We start from the raw sequence: 16,491 nt of genomic DNA on the forward strand, positions 1-16,491 counted from the left end.
GGAGGCATTATGGCGTTTGAAGATTTCGCGTCCGCACAGTCATTTTTACTGATAGCGGGGTTTGTGATTGCGTTCATCATGGGCGCAATCGTCAACAAGACACACTTTTGTACCATGGGGGCGGTTTCCGACTGGATCAACATGGGCGAAACCAGCCGGTTCCGCGCCTGGGGCCTGGCGATTGGCATCGCCCTGCTCGGCGTGGTCATCCTGGAAATGCTGGGCATGGCCAACCTGAACAGCACCTACCCCCCTTACCGTAACGGCCAGTTGATCTGGGCGGAAAACCTGTTGGGTGGCATCCTGTTCGGCATCGGCATGACCATTGCGGGGGGCTGCGGCAACAAATGCCTGGTACGTATCGGCGGCGGCAACCTGAAATCCATTTTCGTGTTTCTGGTCATCGGCATCGTGGCGTATTTCATGCTCAACCCGTTCCCTGGCTCCGACAAGACGCTGTATTCCATTTTCTTCTACCCGTGGATCAGCCCGCTGGCGATCAACATGGGCACGTCACAGGATCTGGGTACGGTGATTGCCGGTGAGGAAAGCGCTGTCAGCGTGCGGCTGGTCATTGGCCTGCTCCTGGGGCTATCCCTGGTATGGCTGGCGTTCAAGTCCAAAGACTTCCGCAGTAGTCCCGACTTTGCGCTGGGTGGCATTACGGTCGGGCTGTGCGTGTTGGCAGCGTGGTATGTCACCAGCAACATCAGCGTCAATGTCGACGGCGAGATGTACCCACTGACCCAGTATTACGGGGAATGGGACATGCTGGCCGAATCCGAGGAAGGCAAACCCGCCATCGGCGCAGCATTGGGGCCGCAATCCTTCACCTTCATCAACCCGATGGGGCAGGCAGTCGGCTATGCTGTGGGCGGTTTCAACAGCGCCCTGCTGACGTTCGGAATCATGGCTTTCTTCGGTGTACTGACGGGGTCACTGGCTTGGGCGCTGGTTAGCCGTACCTTTCGTATTGAATGGTTCGCCTCCGCCAGTGACGTGATCAACCATGTGCTGGGCGCGGCGCTGATGGGCTTGGGCGGCGTATTGGCGATGGGCTGCACGGTCGGCCAGGCCATTACCGGCGTTTCCTCGCTGGCGATTGGTTCCTTCATCGCTTTCGCTGGCATCGTGCTGGGCAGCGCCCTGACCATGAAAGTGCAGTTCTACACAATGATGTACGAAGAGGAGGCCAGTTTCGGCAAAGCGCTGCTGACCGGGCTGGTAGATCTCAAGCTGTTGCCGGAAAGCTTGCGCAAGCTGGAAAAAGTCTGAAAAAAGGCTTGAAACCGGAGGCAGCATCCGTATAATAGCGCGTCTTCGGGCCGTTAGCTCAGTCGGTAGAGCATCTGACTTTTAATCAGGTGGTCGTGCGTTCGAGTCGCACACGGCCCACCATATAGACGAAGGGTTGCATCCTTATCAGGTGCAACCCTTTTTCATTTCTGCCTTGTGAACCCAGCTTTTAACTCAGATTTCCATCATGGCTACACTGCATCCTCGCTGCCTGCCAACCGATAAAACAGCCGGATCAGTATCCGGCTCTTGGTGGTCATGCTGCCAATAACCAAACGCATAGAAAACCTGCCGCAGGGAGCCTGCTGTGAAATTGAATACGATTACCCACACTATCGCCGTCATCCTGATTGCCTCCAGTATGGTGGCCTGTTCCTCCCCTTCCCCAGGCAATACCGATCCGTCTTCTGTTTCCGGGACATTGGGCGGCGCAACCACTAGCACGGTCACGCAAGGGGATAACCTGACATCCGGCTCGGAAGGCGGCAGTTGTTACGGTGATTATGTGGATGGCGTACAGCCGCGCCTGACCAATGCCAAACTAGCCAGCAAAACCCGCGCGCTATGCTTTGCGGAATTCTCCATACTGCACTCCGGCCTGACCCGTACCCCGCTGTGGGCAAGCGAACACCTGACCTATGCCGAACTGCTGATGGACATTGACCGCACCGACAATTTCCATGCTGAACCAACCCTACCGGCAGATGAGCGTTCTGAACTGGCGGATTATGCCGGTTCCGGCTATGACCGTGGCCACCTGGCTCCAGCAGGTGACATGCCGACCGAACAGGCGATGCGGGAAAGCTTTTCCCTGGCCAACATGACGCCGCAAAACCCCACCAACAACCGTGGACTATGGTCTTCTATCGAGAACAAAACCCGTGACCTGGCCCAACAACGCGGGGAACTGTTTGTGGTGTCCGGTGCGGTATTTGCCGGTGCCACCCTGAACAGCATCAACAACCGGGTACTGGTTCCCAGTCATTACTTCAAAGCGGTGTATGACGCCAATACTGGCGAAAGCGGGGCTTACTGGGTCGTCAATGACGCCAGTAAGAACTATAAAATGGTGAGTGCCGCAGAACTGGCGCAACTGGCGGGCATTGACCCGTTCCCCAGTATCAGCGACTACAGTAAAACAAACACCATGGCCTTGCCCCAACCTTGAGGAGCTGACAATGGACTTTTTCAGGAACGAAGCTGAAACCCGCCTCCTGCATGAACTGAACATTGAAAACCGGCTGGATCGCGTTTCGCTGCACGGCAGCCTCGACATTACCCATGATGCTTCCGGGCTGGAACTGGCCCTGAAGCTGAAAGAGATGGTGGACGGTATGGTGGCCGTGTTACAGGCAGAACAAGCCAACGGCGCATTGCCTGCCAGCATTACAATAAAACCAACGGGACAGGTCGACAACCCATTCCTATAAAACGGTATGCACTAATCTACACCCGCCACCTACCCAAGACCACGAGTAAACACGCTTGTCACACGACTGTGCTATAAGTACCCGTCCACTCAGAAAAAGGGAGCCAGCATGAAACAAGGGCTATGGGTAACAATGTCCGCCATCCTCCTACTGCTTGCAGGCATCGGCAGCAACGTATTTGCACAAGTGACATTCCCACAACCACGCGGCTTCGTGGCTGAACAGGCGTGTGCAGCCTACACATCCCTGCGCAAGCAAACCGATCCGGTGACACTGGAAATCGGCGCAACCTACACTGCGGTCGCGGAAAACCGGCAACCCGACCCAACCCACGCGCTAATCCTGGTCGGCTCTGAGAACAAATGGGTGGAACTCGGCTGCGGTCACTACACCGACGGTGCAACCGCCACCACGCCTCCGCCGGATAACCAGGCCAGCTGCCTGCCGTTTTTCGACGACGTGGACAATCCCGTCAAGGTCAATGTCGGCGGAACGGTGGATATTACCCCACCTGCCCCGCCACTGAACGCATTCGATCGGGCAGTCAACGAAACCTGCGGCGCGGCGGGCAAGGTAGTTTCCCCCGAGGAATTCCAGAGCCTGCTGAAAAGCTACCCTGACGTGTTGCAACGCATCCACGCGTTTACCGGCAACAAGGTTTACGCCAACCGCCCTGCCGCAGCTTCTGACTCAGCTTTTCTGCAAGACCTGACCGACGCCTGGTTCACCATCAAGGCGTTTGACCACATTTTCTGTGGCGAACCGGTAGCGGGTGGCCCAATTGGCGGGCTGCATTTCTACGGGCGCTATGAACAGTTGCAAGTTAGTGGTGAAGCTTGCCGGATGAACAACTACCGCCAGAATGAAGTCGTACCGGGCGTGCTGTATTCAATGGGCGTGACCATGCAAGCGGCCAATGGCGGCATTGCACGCTCTTCCATCAAGGGTTATGGGCTGACGATGAATGCGGAAGACATGCTCAAGGCTGCTACCCGAGCGTTTGCCGAAAATCCGACAAACTCTGCGGAAAGCACTGCGTGTATTCTGCCGATAGCAGATGATGGGAAACAATTCGCGACGGTGTTTGTGCGGCGGAATAATGGCATCCGCACGTTTTACCCGGATGCTACGCCTGATGTGCAGGAGACAAAGTGTGCTGCACCAATCAGTTTGCAGTAAGCCATTATTCCAAAATAACTTTCCGCAGAGGGCGTATGCAATACGCCCCTACATGGCATAATCGTAATCCAGAATCAACGGCGCATGATCCGAAAAGCGCTCATCCTTGTAAATCCATGCCGCCTTGACTTTACCTTTCATGGAAGGGGTGAGGATATGATAATCAATCCGCCACCCCACGTTCTTCGCCCACGCCTGCCCCCGGTTTGACCACCAGGTATACTGGTCGGCCTCCTGATTCACTTCGCGGAAACCGTCGACGAATGCCACTTCATCAAACAGCTTGTCCAGCCAGGCACGTTCTTCCGGCAGGAAACCAGAATTTTTCTGGTTGGATTTCCAGTTTTTCAGATCGATGTTCTTGTGGGCGATATTCCAGTCACCACAGATGATGTAATCGCGCCCAGAGGCTTTCATCTCCTGCATAATCGGCAGGAAAAACTCCATGCAGCGGTACTTGGCCTGCTGGCGTTCCTCACTGGAGGAGCCGGATGGCAGGTACAGCGACACCACGCTCAGATTACCGAAACGCGCCTCAATGTAGCGCCCTTCCACATCGAACTCGGGATTGCCCATACCGGTGATGACTGCATCCGGCTCGCTGCGGCAGTAGAGCGCCACGCCGCTGTAACCCTTCTTTTCGGCATCGTGGTAATAGCAGTGATAACCAGCCGGAAAGAAGGTTTCGCGGTCTTCTTCCAGTTGGTGAACCTGCGCCTTGGTTTCCTGGATACAGACCACATCTGCATCCTGCTGCTTCATCCACTCGAAGAAACCTTTTTTGGCGGCGGAACGAATGCCGTTGGTGTTGGCGGAGATAATCCTCACGCTTCCGGCATTCCTTCCGGAAACCCACACACCAACACTTCCAGCAACGCCTTCTGCGCGTGCAAACGGTTTTCCGCCTCATCCCAGACCACGCTTTGCGGGCCATCCATAACTTCAGCGGAAACTTCCAGACCGCGATAAGCGGGCAGGCAGTGCATAAACAACGCATCTTTCGCCGCCAATGCCATCATCTCGGTTGTGACCTGGTAACCGGCAAAGGCTTTCTCACGTTCCTTCTTTTCCGCTTCCTGACCCATGCTCGCCCAGGTATCAGTCACGACGACTTCAACGCCCTCGACCGCCGCACTCGGGTCGCGGAAGAACGTAACGCAGCCTTCAGTCGCATTCACCACATCCTGATCCGGGTCGTAGCCTTCCGGGCAGGCCACATTCAGGTGGAAACCGAACAGTTTGGCCGCATTCATCCACGAATGGCACATGTTGTTGCCATCGCCGATCCACGCCACGGTTTTGCCATTCGGCAGGCCGCGCTGTTCCATCCAGGTCATCATGTCGGCCAGCAACTGACAAGGGTGGAATTTGTCGGTCAGGGCGTTGATCACCGGCACACGCGAATTGGCCGCAAACAGCTCAACCTTTGCCTGCTCGAAGGTGCGGATCATCACCACATCGACCATACGCGAAATGACCCTGGCGGAATCCTCAATCGGCTCACCACGCCCCAACTGGGTATCATTGGGCGACAGGAACATGGAATGCCCGCCCAGTTGCGTCATGCCCGCTTCAAACGACACTCGGGTACGGGTGGACGATTTCTCAAAAATCATTGCCAGTGTGCGCAAATGCAACGGCTCGTGTGCTTCGCGACGTTTCCACATGTCTTTCAACTGGATAGCGCGGCCAATCACGGCGTGCAGCTCAACAGGCGTAAAATCGGTTAGGGTTAAAAAATGCCTGACAGCGTTGTTCATCTCTCTCTGATTCCTCTCATTTGCCCATCTCTTCAGGATGGTTTTTCTCCAGCAGCAGCTTGCAGGAATGCCTGCACCAACTCCGTTAACATAGTTATTATTTGATCAGCCTGGGCGCGCGTCATGACCAATGGTGGTAACAGGCGGATAACATTGCCTGCCGTCACATTGATCAGCGCACCCTGTTCCAGCGCCTGTTTGACCAGTTCGCCGCAATCTTTTTCCAGCTCGATGCCCAGCATCAAACCTTTGCCGCGAATCTCGCGGACACCTGCCACACCCGCCAGTTTGGCGCGGAATTGTGACAGGAAATAGCCACCCAGTTCGGCTGCATAAGCCGCCAGGTTTTCCTTTTCCATCACCCCAATCACGGCCAGCGCCGCACGGCAAGCCAGCGGGTTACCGCCGAAAGTGGAGCCGTGGTTGCCGGGGCCGAACACGCTCGCCGCCTTGCCGCCCGCCAAACACGCGCCAATCGGCACACCATTGCCCAAGGCTTTAGCCAACGTCATGACATCTGGTTTAATCGTAGTATGCTGGAATGCAAACCACTGGCCGGTACGGCACATGCCTGCCTGGATTTCATCCAGCATCAGCAGCCAGTCGTGCTGGTCGCAAATGACCCGTAGGCGTGGCAGGTAATCATCCGCCGGAATGCGGATGCCGCCTTCGCCCTGCACCGGCTCGACCAGCACCGCGACGATGTTCGGGTTAGTTGCCGCCAGCGCCTCCACCGCGTCGGCGTCGCCGTATTCGACCCGCACAAAACCTTCCACCAACGGGCCAAAACCGGCCTGGGCTTTAGGGTTGCCGGTGGCGGTCACGGTTGCCATCGTCCGTCCGTGGAAGGAGTTGGTCATGACTACAATGGTTGGTACTTCGATGCCTTTATTATGGCCGTACAAACGCGCGATCTTGATGGCAGCCTCATTGGCTTCCGCGCCGGAATTGCCGAAAAACACATTATCCAGCCCGGCAAGGGCGCACAGCTTTTCGGCCAACGCCTCCTGATGGGTGATCTGGTACAGGTTGGAGGTATGCAACAGCTCATTCGCCTGCGCGCAAATGGCATCCGCCACCTCGCGGCGCGCATGACCGACGTTGCATACCGAAATGCCGCTGAGGGCGTCCAGATATTGTTTGCCTGCGGTATCCCACAGGAGCGCGCCCTCACCACGGGCGAAAGTCACGGGCAAACGTGCATACGTTGGCATTACTGCGTTGGTCACGGCACTACCTCCAAACTATCAGCCATAAAGCCAGAAATGCGAAAGGCAGCCCAGACAGGCTGCCTTTGCGGAAAGCGGAACAATATAGGGAATAGGTTTCCGCTTGTCAATCACCAATTTAGTGCGTTGTCAAGGGATTTGTTACAGGCCGTTCGCCCGCCTTAATGCGCCGGGTTCAGCCACGGTTGCAACAAGGGGTAAGACTGATCCAACCGCACGTAATAATCCGTCCCCGTCGGGTTGCTGCACGAAGCGCTGCCCCGTGACAGGAGACCCTTGAGGTACAGGGAACCACCTTCGGATTCCCACAAGCCGGAGCCACTACCACCCGTTTCCGTCACGCCTTGCGTCCACTGTACCACGGCGAATTTACCGTTGCTGTCACCCACTACCCTGCCATCCTGTACATTGGCATAGCCCAGAAAAGTCCCGGCGGAATACAACTTGGGTAAAATCGCCGCATCCACCACATCATGATGGATGCCGGTTACGCTTGCCTGATATTGAAACAGTGTTGTGCGCCAACCCGCGAAAAAGTTGGGTTCTGGCGGGTAGGTATTCAGCTTCACCAGCGTGGTATCCAGCGTGGCATCTGTCACCAGCAACTGACCGCCACCCGTCGTAAAAATGGCATGGGCAGAAGCATCGTTACCACCACAGGAGGAATTGGCAAATTGCCACACCGGGTTCATGGTCGCCGCCATAGTGGCATCACTGATGCAGTGGTTGGCGGTCAGGAAATACGGTGTGCCCGTTCCTACCGTGGTATTGACCAGCACCCCTGAGCAAAATCCGGTGTCCCCATTCGCATGGGTAAACAGATAGCCTGCGACTGCCCCGCCTTCCGCCTGCAAATTCGTCGGGCTACACGCAAGGTCAAAATAGCATGCCGTAGAAGCTGCCTTGAACACACCCGCTTCTGCCTCCCCGCTCACGGGATCCAGAGCCACGTGCGACAGTTTGGGAGCCAGCAAATTCAGCGCTGCTGGCTGCACACCCGCTGGCAGGAAAACTTCCATTTTCAGGGTATCGCCAGCCACCGACGGCGACCACAACTGCCCTGCCCCGGCAGAGCCATCCGTTGATGCCACGAAATCGGCTTGGGTAAAGGGGCCGTACACCACCGCTGGCTCTTGCGGCGAATAGAAACGCAGTTCCACTCCGGCTGGCAAGCTTTGCGCTTTCAATTGCAAACGCACCCGTTGCGCACCGCTGGAAACAAAGCCGACATGCGCGGCCAGCCCGTCATCCACTGGCCGCCACGCCCAATCTGTTGGCGCGGCAGTCTCCGGCAAGTTGCGGCCAACCCCGATCCGCAAAGCTTTTTCCCCACCCTCATCCTGCTGTTGCAAGTGGGTGCGTTCCCCTTCCGTCAGCGGTGGCAACACCGTGTCAGATGCGTTCACAATCGCGCCACGCGCCGCCAATACCGGCAGACTGGCAGGGTCCAGACGCAATTTCACCGGCTCTTTGGCGGCACTGCCCGCAGGTGCATTGAAACGTTGCCCTTCCACTTGCACGACTTCGTCCGCGTAGAGCGGAGCCGCCAGCAACAGTGCCAGCACGGTGGTACGAACAAAAAGATTGAATACAGTCATTGATATTGACTCCCCAAGCTGCATTTATTGAAATGAAAGTAAATTATGTGAGGCAACTCTACGCCATTCGGAGAAGCAGGTTAAATAAAGATCACAGCGCAGTTAATAAAATAATTTTTTGGTAAATAAGCCGCTACGCCTAACCCTATTGTAGGCACAAAAAAGCGGGGGCGTGCCCGGCTTTTTTGCTCCTGTCGGGTTGCCGCAAGAGGAAAAACCCCTCATCAGCAAACCCCAGGTATCACTTGGCCTTTTCCAACGTGACTTTGACTGGGTTCGGCTGCAAATCCTTGTTTGCGCCATTGGCTGCATCCACACCCACGCCAATGATTCCGCCAAAGAGCAGGTTGCCCGCCATGCCTGCCGCCCCATTATCAGAAACCTTGGGAACCACTTGTACATGCGCCGTTTTGTAACCCGGTTTCTGTACGGTGACAGTCAGGCTGTCTTTGCGTTTGACCTTGAAACTGGTCGGCGTTGTGCCCTTCATACTGTTGGACAAAGTAACGCTTGCCCCTGCCGGGTTGGATTCCACCGCCAAATCCTGTTCCGTACCGCGTGTAATACTCGCGCAACCCGTGGATGCCAGCATGGCAGCGCCGATCAAGACGGTGGCGAGTGTTTTGGTGTAACTGTTCATGGTTTGTTTGCTCATAAGTTTGGGTGAATGGGTACTATTAAAAATATTATTTAAAAACTGAATATATGGATAGCTTGCCCATAAGAACCATCACCCTCACCATCTACTTCAGCATATAACCCGCCATTGTAGACGCGAATACGGATAGCGCTATTATTGAGGCCGGTCATGGTTATCTCACCCTGGCTTGCGTCAGCAGGCACCTGGATTCTGGTGCTGACTTCAACGCAACCATGAACGTTGTCGCACATCGTCCCTTTTATCTGTTCACCACTTCTGGCAGCCTGATAAAGCGTGCCATCATACGTATGCAATTGTGTATCGTGATTCAGGCGATGGAGATCAGACTGAACCTTAAAATCAGTGGTTATCCCATTTACAATGGTTTTAGTGACTTGCCGCGCCCCGGTATACAGATGCAATTCATTGGTTTCCCAGTTATAAATGGAAAGGTCGTTGTATTGGAATGTGAAATCAGAAAACTTGTCATAGGTCAAGTTTTTTGCATTAATGACCAGCTTACCAATACCACGAACTAATATATTGCCGACAATACAGTCGCCGTAATTGACATCCAGCGTGCCTGTTCCGGTACTGTTATCCAAATCTCCCGTTATCGTTAAATTTCCACCACCATAGCAGCCCACCGTCTCACTGACTGGCCTAGCTTGGTAAGGATTCGTGGCAAATGACCGCTCTGCCTCCGCGACCACAGCCTCCTCCATTTTTCTGATGTCCCCTACTGTCGTGCCAGAAGCCGAACCAGTACTGGTATCAGGACGCTGGAAAGTATTCCCTAAAATATTGGCCTCTACCATGGACTGGATGAGCAAAAGCGTGAAATTGGGTCGGTTCAGCTCACTCAATTGCGCAGCGTTGTAATTGCCGCCTGTACCCACATAAGTAGCATCACCGCCCCCCGCATCCGGTAAACTGCGGTTGTAGCTTGAGCCAGCTTCAGGATTCAACATGGCGCGGGCATTGACAGCAGAGCCACTGCTGCCACCACCGCCGCAAGCCGCCAGCGTACTGCCCAACAATGCAACCACCATCCATTTCATGCTTCTCATAATACTCACCTCAATAAAAAATATTATTCTGCTAGCGTTGTGTATAAGGCTGGTTCCAATAGCCCGTTATTCAAACGCTAACATCAGTGAATACGCTGCCCCCGCACCTAAGGGGTTAAAATAAATCCAATAAACCTCATAGATATTTAACAGTCCCATATAAATATTATTTCGCATTGAAACAAAGGCAATAGTGTTAAATTTTATGCACAATACTGATAGGAACAAACCATGCGGGGATACTTATCACCCATCATGATCAGTGGGCTATGCCTGTATTTGGCCGCCCCCCATAGCGCCCATGCTGATGTTGACTGCCAAACGACACCCGCAGCCACCACCGCAACACCCCATACTGACGGCTATGCCGCCTCACTCAGCGCCTGGGGTAGCTATTACAGCCAATGCGAATTCAACTACGCCAAAGCAGAAAGCGCTTTTAAGCAAAGCATCGAAAACTCCCCAACTGATGACGCCAAAGCATTCGCCATCATCAATCTGGCAAAATTTTATATGGACTGGAGCCAACACCCTGACCAAGCCGAAATGCGGCTCAAGGACGCTGCCGACATGCTGCCAGACCGTCACCCACGTTACTTTGAGCCGTTGACGCATCTTGGCGATTTTTATTACCAGTCAGGCGAACTTGATAAAGCCATTGGAAAGTACCAACAAGCCTTGCAGCACGTTTCCACCGCCCAGCACCCCGACCAATACCGCGCCTTGATCCTGAACAACCTGGCCAATGCCTATTTCCAACAGCGAGATTATGCGCAACATGAAAAACTGTTGCAGGAAAGTGCCGCGCTAATCCAGCAGACTTACACCACAAACAGCACGGAATACGCCACCAACCGCTACAACCTAGCCCGCAATGATCAGGCTCAGCAGCAATACGCCAAAGCCAAACGCCTCTACGCTGCCAGCCTCAGTTATTACCAAGAGCTGCCGCCCAGCCCGTTACAGCAAAAAGCGCTGGCACGGATCAAGACGCAATTGGCCAGCATCGCCCTGCGGGAAGACAATTACAGCGAGGCTGCCAAGCTACTGGCGCAGGCCGCGCCCACCTATCACCAGCAGACGCCTGCCAACGTAGCCACCGGAACCCTGCTGGCCAGTCAGGAAGACCTGGATGACCTACGCCACTTTGCCCGCCTGCAATTGCAACTCCACGCCCAAGCCCCTGCCGACAAACAGCCGCAAGGGCTGGAAGAAGCTTTCTGGGCCATCCAGCAACTGCACGGCTTGCAGCGGATGCAAAGCCTGCAACAGGCAGCATTGCGCCTGAGTGCCAGCGGCGACCCCACGCAAAGCACCCAACTCAGGCAACTGTGGCAATGGCGGCAAACGCAAACCCAACTGGAACAACAGTACGCGGCACTCATTGTGGCAAACCCAGCCCAAGCCACCCGTATCGGCCAAACCCTGACAGAAATTAGGCAAAACATTGCGGAACAGGATCAGGCATTACTGGCAAGCTTCCCCGCCTACCGCCAGTTGGCCAACCCCGCACCCTTGACGCTGGAATCACTGCAACCGTTATTGCGCGACGGTGAGGCATTCATGGCCTGGGTGATCGACCAAAACCCCGACACCCAGGACAGCACTACCTACCTGTTTGTCGCCCGTGCCGACAAACCCGCCAAACTGCACCGCTTAGCCGCCCATTTCCCCGCACAAGCGATTACCGAATTGCTGAAACCGATGCGCCGGGTCAGCAACGCCAACCCCAAACCGGAGCCTTTTGACCTGACTCTGGCGCACCAGCTTTACCGCGAACTGTTCGCTGCCGCCGACCTGGAGGGCATCCGCCACATCATTGCGGTCACCGATGACGAATTGCTGCGTCTGCCCCTGCACCTGCTGGTGAAAACAGCGCCACGCCCACCGCAGGATTACCGCGACACCGACTGGCTGATGGACACTTACACCTTTGCCTACCTGCCCTCGATTGCGGCGTTGGCCAACCTGCGCGGCCAACTGCCCGCCTTGCCCAAGCCTGACCAGCGCCGCCCGTTTCTGGGCATGGGCGCACCGGGAAACAACCTGCCCGGTGCTGCCGAGGAACTGGCGTACCAATGCCAACGCCTCCAAGGCGATCCAGCGTTCGTGTTCACCGGTAGCGAGGCCCGTGAAACCCGACTCAAGCAACTGGATCAGAGCGGTGAATTGCGGCAATTCCGCACCATCAGTTTTGCCAGCCACGCCAACATCCCCAATGGCGTGAATGTCCAGGAAGCCAGCCTGGTGCTGGGCGCTTCCGCCACCGATGACGGGCAACTGACTGCCAGTGAAATTGCCAGCCTGCGCCTGAATGCCGATTGGGTGCTGCTGTCTGCCTGTAGCACCGCCAGACTGACCGGGTTGGAAGACGGGCTGTCTTCCCTGGTCAAAGCTTTTTTCAGCGCCGGAACCCGCAGCGTGTTGGCCGCCAACTGGGACATTGATTCCGCCCAGACCCGGCGTTTGATGGAAGCCCTGTTTGACCACCTGCCAACCCAACACCGCGCCCAAGCCTTGCAGGCGGCGATGCGTTCAATGCTGCAAGGCGAAACCCATTCCCACCCGTTTTACTGGGCCGGCTTTAGCCTTTACGGCGAGGGCAATTGATAGTTAGGGAACTGTTTGCGCAGCGCCTGCTTTTCCTTGGCAGACTGCTGCTCACAACGCTGGATCGCCGCCCACCACTGTGCCGGGTCGGCACGTTCGACCCCCGTGATGGCGCAGGCATTGTCTGCCCCGGCAGCAGTAACCGCGCTATCGGAGCCGGAACCGCGCAGCACCGGCGTCTCCGGCGACCCCTGCCGCAGTAACGGCACCAATACCCCCCCAAACAGCAAGCCCATCGCCACGGCAGCGGGCAGGGTAAACCCCGGCGCGGGCAGTGACAGCCGTGACCAACCTTCAGAGCGCCACAGCTGCTTCCACCATGGCAGTGCGGCAACGCAGCGCTTGACGGCAGGAGCACCCTCCTGCATGGCACGCAAGCGCCCGCGCAAGCCTTCCGGTAACGGCCCATCCTCGACAAAGGCGGTTTCTGACACACTCACGGTATCGGAAACCGGCGGCAATGCCTGTATGTCGCGGCGCACTTGCTGCTGGAAATCCTCATCCAGCAACGCCGCCCGGTACAAAGCCGCCAACCGGCGTGCGTCAGCGGGGTCGTCGTCCCCAACCGGAGTATCAGGTGTCTCATGCTGCATGGCAGTCAATCTCCATCAATTTGTGGCTATCCTTGCTGTTATGATCAGTCGCTGATAAATCGCGTTTTAACTTGTCTTTTGCATAACGCAGGTGGGAGCGCACTGTTTCGTGCTTTTCCTGCATCCGTTCTGCAATCGCCTTAATGGATAAACCTTGTCCAATTTGTAATTCCAACGCTTGGCGCTGCTTTTCCGGCAAGGCAGCAAAGGCTCGTTTGAACACAGCCCGTTGCGCCTCGTCGGCCAACGCCTCCTCCAACAACAACAACCATTCTTCCGGATTGGGGCCGTCATCCACCGGCTCCTGCGGTCTGGAACCCTCATCGTACTGATCCAGCCTGAGCATCAGCGTGCCCGGGTCGCGTTTCTGGCGCACCAGTTTGCGGTGGTCATCCAACGCTTGGCTTTTCGCCATTGTGCACAGCATTGCCCACAAACCTGAGTCCGGCAAAGGCTTGCCACAATACCGGATCAGTTTGAGCCATGTGCTTTGCAGGCAATCCTGCGCACCCTCAATGTCATTGTAGATACAACTGCGGCGAATATAGTGAAACAGGCGTTTGCCATAGGCATTCTCCATTTCAATCCCCGCGCGCACGTCCCGACCACAAAAACGCTCAAACAACTGCCGGTCGTACTCCATTGAAGCCGTGTCGTTATGCATGGGTTATACGTCCTAAGTGTTAAACAGGGGTTAGCCTCAACTGCCGCAGAGATGGTACTTATATTTTTAGTGCTTGTTTCACTAGAATTTTTTAGTCTGAATAAAAATAGAAAATGCCGGGACAGTTGCCTCCGGCATGTCCGCCAACGCAGCCACTGACGCCACCAGTGGCTGCGTTATCATGTGCGCGTAAACCTTAGCGTGCTGGGTACTATTGTGACTGCGCCAGTGGGTCGTGGCTTGGCGGCGGCCGCCTTGTCAGCAGGGGCGCATACCGCATCCCCGTTCCCGGCAGCCGTATCGTGCCCTGCGCACAACGGTTCTGCTGCGCTAGCGCCCCCAACAGTCACTATGCTGCGCGTCTTGACATCATCTGCACTGGCTCCCGTCACCAGCGCCACTGTCAGGAACAAACTGGACATCATGTAAGGGATAGTTTTCATGGTGCTTACTCCTCGCATTAATATTGGTTGTGCGTTGTTACAGAGTCAGCATCTCAAAGTTAACTTTATGAATAAATTGACAAAAAATACATATTCACGTGTTTTTCTACCCATGGCTCATGGGAAATAACACACATGAGATACGGTAAAATTACGTAGGGAGTCAGGAAAAATGATGGCCGGTGAATTCGTAAAACTACGGCATGGCACTATTCTGGTGTTGACAACGGCAACTGCGCATGGATGCGGGTTCCATGCCCCGTGGCGCTTTCCAGTTGGAAACTGCCATCCAGCAGTTCCATCCGTTCGCGCATGTTTTGCAGGCCAATGCCCTTGCCGGGCGGCAAATGCTCCGGGGCAAAGCCTTGGCCATCATCGCTGATTGCCAGCATGGCCTCATGCTTTTCCTGCCGCAACTGCACCTCGACATGACAGGCATTGGCATGGCGCTCGATATTGGTCAGCGCTTCCTGCAACACCCGGTAGAGCATGATGGCGGCGTCATCCGGCATAGCTGCCTGATCAATCCGCAATTGTTGGTCTATCTGGATACCGGTGCGTCCGGCAAACGCTTCCAGCAGACGCTTTATCGCCGCTTCCAGACCCATTTCATCCAGCAGGCCGGGGCGCAGGCCGTGGGAAATACGCCGCACTTCCCCCATGCATTCCACCAACGTCTCCTGCGCCTTGCCGAGGCTGTCCTGATAATCACCCTTGCCCTTGGCCAGTTGGCGTGACGCCAGTTCGACGCGGAACTTGGCCGCCCCGATCAGCTGGTTGATGCCGTCATGCAACGCATGGGCAAAACGGCGGCGCTCTTCCACCTGCAAGCGGATGAAGTTGTGCACCAACTCGCGCAGATGGCGATCGGCAAGACGGCTTTCGTGCAGGTTCACCCACCACACCAGCAGCATGATGGCCAGTATCGTCAGCGCCAGCAGGATCAGGATGTAACGGAAAGCTCTCTGCACCTTATGCGTGGCTTGCCTCAGGCTATCTCCCACATCAGCACGGACATCATGCAGTTCAGGATCATTCAATACCGTCGTCAGGATTCGCTGCTGTTCCGCCGCAAACCCACGCCCCACCTGCATGCCGACCACCGCAATGAAGCCGGACAGGAACAGCAAGGGCAGGATTACCAACAACAGGATTTTAGTTTTCAGGGACAAGGCTGGTTTCATGGCAGCAGGAACAGCAGGATTGGACAAGCACATAGCTTAAGGCAGGGAACCCGTCGTCACTATTGGCAAAAACACCCGCAGAACCGTAAAACTACGGATGCCTAGCGCGTAGAAATACGTAGGGTTCAAATCATCTCATCATCAATTAGGCCGTGTTTGAGTGCGTACCTGACCATTTCCACCGGGGTAAGGTTACCCAGCTTGTCGCGGATACTGGCGCGGTGCGCTTCCACCGTGCGCGTCGCCATGCCCAGCGCCCGCGCGATCGCACCGCTGCTGGTCAGGCGCTGGTAACTGCTGTTCCGCTCAACGCCTTGCACCATCAGCACGAACACCCGGGCTTCCGTCTCGGTTAGATCCGTTTTCGGCGGCTGGGGTGGCGGCGGAGGCGGTGGTGGGGGTGGCGGCAACACGATGACGCCCGCCTGCACTGCCTTGACGGTTGGCAACAAAGCCGCAAATGGCAAATCCTTGGTCACAAAACCAACCGCACCCGCCTCAGTGGCTTGCACGGCATACTCCGGCGAATTGTGCATGGTGCAAACCAGCACCTTGACCCCCGGCAGACTTTTTTTCACCCGCCGGGTCGCTTCCAGACCGTCCATCACCGGCATGGAAATGTCCATCAGCACGATATCCGGCTCCAGCTCCAGCGCCAGTTCCAGCGCCTCCTGGCCATTGACGGCGCAACCGACGACTTCAATATCGGGTTCCTCCCGAAACAGGGCGACCAGCCCTTCCATATAAGCCGGATGATTATCTGCCAGCAATAAACGAATGGTTCGCGCCATCATC

The 16,491-nt window shown here is 55.9% G+C and carries 16 protein-coding genes and 1 tRNA gene; 6 read left to right on the top strand and 11 right to left on the bottom strand.

The genetic code is table 11. From position 1 onward, the window contains the following. The first annotated feature begins 9 nt into the window (after positions 1 to 9). From THINI_RS09220 to THINI_RS09240, 5 genes are all read left to right on the top strand, one after another. Positions 10 to 1,275 (top strand): YeeE/YedE family protein, encoded by a 1,266-nt coding sequence (locus THINI_RS09220; protein WP_002708331.1) that lies wholly within the window; start codon positions 10 to 12, stop codon positions 1,273 to 1,275. Positions 1,276 to 1,322: 47 nt separating this feature from the next. After that, a tRNA-Lys gene (locus tag THINI_RS09225) sits at positions 1,323 to 1,398 on the top strand. Positions 1,399 to 1,603: 205 nt separating this feature from the next. Continuing rightward, positions 1,604 to 2,464, top strand: coding sequence for a DNA/RNA non-specific endonuclease (locus tag THINI_RS09230; RefSeq protein WP_002708332.1), 861 nt, complete (start codon positions 1,604 to 1,606; stop codon positions 2,462 to 2,464). A gap of 10 nt (positions 2,465 to 2,474) precedes the next feature. Beyond that, the gene (locus tag THINI_RS09235) at positions 2,475 to 2,726 is read left to right on the top strand and encodes a hypothetical protein (RefSeq protein WP_002708333.1); all 252 of its coding nucleotides are present in this window, start codon (positions 2,475 to 2,477) and stop codon (positions 2,724 to 2,726) included. A 108-nt stretch (positions 2,727 to 2,834) separates the two neighbouring features. Beyond that, positions 2,835 to 3,905 carry an EndoU domain-containing protein gene (locus tag THINI_RS09240; RefSeq protein WP_002708334.1) on the top strand — a complete coding sequence of 357 codons (1,071 nt, stop codon included), beginning with the start codon at positions 2,835 to 2,837 and terminating at the stop codon, positions 3,903 to 3,905. Positions 3,906 to 3,953: 48 nt separating this feature from the next. On the opposite strand, the gene THINI_RS09245 is transcribed toward THINI_RS09240, so the two are convergent. From THINI_RS09245 to THINI_RS09270, 6 genes are all read right to left on the bottom strand, one after another. Further along, a complete protein-coding gene (locus THINI_RS09245; RefSeq protein WP_002708335.1) occupies positions 3,954 to 4,733 on the bottom strand; it encodes an exodeoxyribonuclease III in 780 nt (259 codons plus the stop codon). Then, entirely contained in the window at positions 4,730 to 5,665 is a 936-nt protein-coding gene (argF, locus tag THINI_RS09250) for an ornithine carbamoyltransferase (protein ID WP_002708336.1), read from the bottom strand. The genes THINI_RS09245 and argF overlap by 4 nt, the downstream gene beginning before the upstream one ends. Before the next feature lie 32 nt (positions 5,666 to 5,697). Beyond that, entirely contained in the window at positions 5,698 to 6,894 is a 1,197-nt protein-coding gene (locus tag THINI_RS09255) for an aspartate aminotransferase family protein (RefSeq protein ID WP_002708337.1), read from the bottom strand. Between the two features lie 161 nt (positions 6,895 to 7,055). Beyond that, positions 7,056 to 8,492, bottom strand: a complete 1,437-nt coding sequence (locus THINI_RS09260; RefSeq protein ID WP_002708338.1) for a trypsin-like serine peptidase — start codon at positions 8,490 to 8,492, stop codon at positions 7,056 to 7,058. A gap of 241 nt (positions 8,493 to 8,733) precedes the next feature. After that, on the bottom strand, positions 8,734 to 9,132 hold the full coding sequence (locus tag THINI_RS09265; RefSeq protein WP_002708339.1) for a PEGA domain-containing protein: 399 nt from the start codon (positions 9,130 to 9,132) through the stop codon (positions 8,734 to 8,736). 50 nt (positions 9,133 to 9,182) lie between these two features. After that, the gene (locus THINI_RS09270) at positions 9,183 to 10,202 is read right to left on the bottom strand and encodes a hypothetical protein (RefSeq protein WP_002708340.1); all 1,020 of its coding nucleotides are present in this window, start codon (positions 10,200 to 10,202) and stop codon (positions 9,183 to 9,185) included. Positions 10,203 to 10,433: 231 nt separating this feature from the next. Between THINI_RS09270 and THINI_RS09275 the strand changes: the two genes are divergently transcribed. After that, positions 10,434 to 12,812: a CHAT domain-containing protein gene (locus THINI_RS09275; RefSeq protein ID WP_002708341.1), complete on the top strand. Its 2,379-nt coding sequence runs from the start codon at positions 10,434 to 10,436 to the stop codon at positions 12,810 to 12,812. Here the strand turns inward: THINI_RS09275 and THINI_RS09280 are convergent. The 5 genes from THINI_RS09280 to THINI_RS09300 form a co-directional block, all read right to left on the bottom strand. Then, entirely contained in the window at positions 12,794 to 13,405 is a 612-nt protein-coding gene (locus tag THINI_RS09280; protein WP_002708342.1) for a hypothetical protein, read from the bottom strand. The genes THINI_RS09275 and THINI_RS09280 overlap by 19 nt on opposite strands. After that, entirely contained in the window at positions 13,395 to 14,069 is a 675-nt protein-coding gene (locus THINI_RS09285) for an RNA polymerase sigma factor (RefSeq protein WP_002708343.1), read from the bottom strand. The genes THINI_RS09280 and THINI_RS09285 overlap by 11 nt, the downstream gene beginning before the upstream one ends. A gap of 179 nt (positions 14,070 to 14,248) precedes the next feature. After that, positions 14,249 to 14,512, bottom strand: a complete 264-nt coding sequence (locus THINI_RS09290) for a hypothetical protein (protein ID WP_002708344.1) — start codon at positions 14,510 to 14,512, stop codon at positions 14,249 to 14,251. A 209-nt stretch (positions 14,513 to 14,721) separates the two neighbouring features. Next, the gene (locus THINI_RS09295; RefSeq protein ID WP_169314609.1) at positions 14,722 to 15,684 is read right to left on the bottom strand and encodes a sensor histidine kinase; all 963 of its coding nucleotides are present in this window, start codon (positions 15,682 to 15,684) and stop codon (positions 14,722 to 14,724) included. A gap of 137 nt (positions 15,685 to 15,821) precedes the next feature. Continuing rightward, complete coding sequence (locus tag THINI_RS09300; protein WP_002708346.1) at positions 15,822 to 16,487, bottom strand: response regulator transcription factor; 666 nt, start codon at positions 16,485 to 16,487, stop codon at positions 15,822 to 15,824. Between the last annotated feature and the right edge of the window lie 4 nt (positions 16,488 to 16,491).

The organism is Thiothrix nivea DSM 5205 (assembly GCF_000260135.1).
Taxonomy (GTDB): Bacteria; Pseudomonadota; Gammaproteobacteria; order Thiotrichales; family Thiotrichaceae; genus Thiothrix; species Thiothrix nivea.

Excerpts from the sequence above, each read along its gene's own strand:
- THINI_RS09285 (WP_002708343.1), bottom strand. The coding sequence starts at position 14,069 with ATGCATAACGACACGGCTTCAATGGAGTACGACCGGCAGTTGTTTGAG.
- THINI_RS09260 (WP_002708338.1), bottom strand. The coding sequence starts at position 8,492 with ATGACTGTATTCAATCTTTTTGTTCGTACCACCGTGCTGGCACTGTTG.
- THINI_RS09265 (WP_002708339.1), bottom strand. The coding sequence starts at position 9,132 with ATGAACAGTTACACCAAAACACTCGCCACCGTCTTGATCGGCGCTGCC.
- THINI_RS09240 (WP_002708334.1), top strand. The coding sequence starts at position 2,835 with ATGAAACAAGGGCTATGGGTAACAATGTCCGCCATCCTCCTACTGCTT.
- THINI_RS09290 (WP_002708344.1), bottom strand. The coding sequence starts at position 14,512 with ATGAAAACTATCCCTTACATGATGTCCAGTTTGTTCCTGACAGTGGCG.
- argF (WP_002708336.1), bottom strand. The coding sequence starts at position 5,665 with ATGAACAACGCTGTCAGGCATTTTTTAACCCTAACCGATTTTACGCCT.
- THINI_RS09280 (WP_002708342.1), bottom strand. The coding sequence starts at position 13,405 with ATGCAGCATGAGACACCTGATACTCCGGTTGGGGACGACGACCCCGCT.
- THINI_RS09300 (WP_002708346.1), bottom strand. The coding sequence starts at position 16,487 with ATGGCGCGAACCATTCGTTTATTGCTGGCAGATAATCATCCGGCTTAT.
- THINI_RS09270 (WP_002708340.1), bottom strand. The coding sequence starts at position 10,202 with ATGAGAAGCATGAAATGGATGGTGGTTGCATTGTTGGGCAGTACGCTG.
- THINI_RS09275 (WP_002708341.1), top strand. The coding sequence starts at position 10,434 with ATGCGGGGATACTTATCACCCATCATGATCAGTGGGCTATGCCTGTAT.
- THINI_RS09220 (WP_002708331.1), top strand. The coding sequence starts at position 10 with ATGGCGTTTGAAGATTTCGCGTCCGCACAGTCATTTTTACTGATAGCG.
- THINI_RS09235 (WP_002708333.1), top strand. The coding sequence starts at position 2,475 with ATGGACTTTTTCAGGAACGAAGCTGAAACCCGCCTCCTGCATGAACTG.